The sequence below is a fragment of the Flavobacterium sp. genome (assembly GCF_049590715.1).
Classification (GTDB): Bacteria; Bacteroidota; Bacteroidia; order Flavobacteriales; family Flavobacteriaceae; genus Flavobacterium.
This window is the reverse complement of sequence record NZ_JBAWDL010000209.1, coordinates 1-1,734: the sequence shown is the minus strand read 5'-3', so window position 1 is coordinate 1,734 and position 1,734 is coordinate 1. Positions and strand designations below refer to the sequence as shown.

2 protein-coding genes are annotated in these 1,734 nt (G+C 35.4%); one reads left to right on the top strand and one right to left on the bottom strand.

The window, feature by feature from the left end; all coding sequences use genetic code 11:
- A partial coding sequence (locus WBQ70_RS09590) for a transposase (protein WP_423913397.1) occupies positions 1 to 1,230 on the top strand: 1,230 nt, incomplete at its 5' end.
- Positions 1,231 to 1,441: 211 nt separating this feature from the next.
- Here WBQ70_RS09590 and WBQ70_RS09585 read toward each other — a convergent pair.
- Positions 1,442 to 1,734, bottom strand: a 293-nt coding sequence (locus WBQ70_RS09585; protein WP_423913396.1) for a hypothetical protein, incomplete at its 5' end; no start/stop codon positions are given.

Sequence of the window (1,734 nt, the reverse complement as noted above, 5' to 3'; positions counted from 1 at the left end):
GATTTCAGAAAGCAGAATCCGGGAGCATTAAAAAATTTGTTCAAAGTATTTGTCTCTTTTCTCAAAGATGCTGATTTGATTGCTGGAGAAACCATCGCTATTGATGGAACAAAAAGTAGAGCGCACAACAGTAAGAAAGCTAATTTTAATCAAAAGAAAATTGATAGACATTTGGCTTATATAGAAGAAAAAACAGAGGAATATTTGACACAACTAGATCAAAATGATTCGCAAGACACCACTACTTCAATTACTAATATTCAAGAAAAAATCGCTCGATTACAAAAGAATAAATTAGGTTATAAATTGTTGGAAGAAAAGTTACAAGCCAGCGGTGAACCTCAGATAAGCACAACCGATGAAGATGCTCGAGCGCTATTAGTACAGGGAGTAGTTGTAGAGGTAAGTTACAATATTCAAGCTGCAGTTGATAATAAACACAATTTAGTAGTTGCCACTCATACAATAAATCGTAATGATCTTAATGCTTTAGGAGCAATTGCTTTGGAGGCCAAAGAAAATTTGGGAGTAGATAGCCTTACCGTTTTAGTAGATAAAGGGTACCACAACGGAAGAGAAATAACCCAATGCAAGAACCATAACATTACCACCATTGTCGCGCATCCTACCCCAGGTAGAGCAAGAGGAAGTGCTACACAACCTGAATATCTAGTAGCTCAATTTCAATACAATAAATCCGATGATACCTATACATGTCCCCAAGGCGATACCTTAAAAACCACTGGGAGATGGCATAAAAAAAGTGGTCGAACAGAACAAAGCGGTTACCAATTTAAAAAATACCGAACATCTGCTTGCAAAGAATGTCCTGTAAAACACCTTTGCACAGCAAGACCAGCTGGACGGGAAATAGATAGGAGCGAGTATGCCGATGCAGTAGAAGAAAACAACAAACGTTATCAAGAAAACGCACAATTATACAGAACTAGGCAAGAGATCAACGAACATATATTTGGCACTATCAAAAGACAATGGGGATACAATCATACCAATTTAACTGGACTAGAAAAAGTAAATGGAGAACACAGTTTGATTATGTTGGTTTACAACATCAAACGTAGTATCAAAATACTGGGTGTTCCCGATTTAATTACCAAACTTCTAAAATGGAACTCACCATACAAGGCAAAAGTCTTCCTCTCGCTAAAAGCGAAGTATTTAGGCCCCAATACAGCCTTCCTTTCGTTCCAAACTAAATCAGCTGCCTAAAAAAAACAGCCTTCTTAGAAGGCTTTATTTAAGTTGTGATATCGTAAAATTTAATGATATTGTAGAAAAAAGAGGTTTTTTCACAGCCTGACGTTTTGCCGCTTAGCGAGGTTGCGAATTTCGTAACCGATTATTTTCCGTTAAAGATAAAATTTCTTGCGAAACGTAAACGTGATTTTACCGAAAAATTCGCAATCTTGCTAAACGGCTGTTAGCCACTGGCTTTTTCTTTTTTGCTTATTAGTTTCACGTATTCTTTCAAGTTAGTTTCATCATAAAATACTCTTTTATCGAAGCGTTCCATTATTCTATTTAGTCTATGAATATTTAGATTAGCTCTTTGTCTAATGTACCGTTTAACTTTCTTAACCTTTTCTTTTTTGACAGTCATAAAATCAAGTCTTATAAAGTATGATTCGTAAATACTGTAAAGCGATAAGCAGTATAAATAAGGCAAAAACGAAATTGTAAGTAATATTGGTAAAATGAAAGAGTGTAATGTTC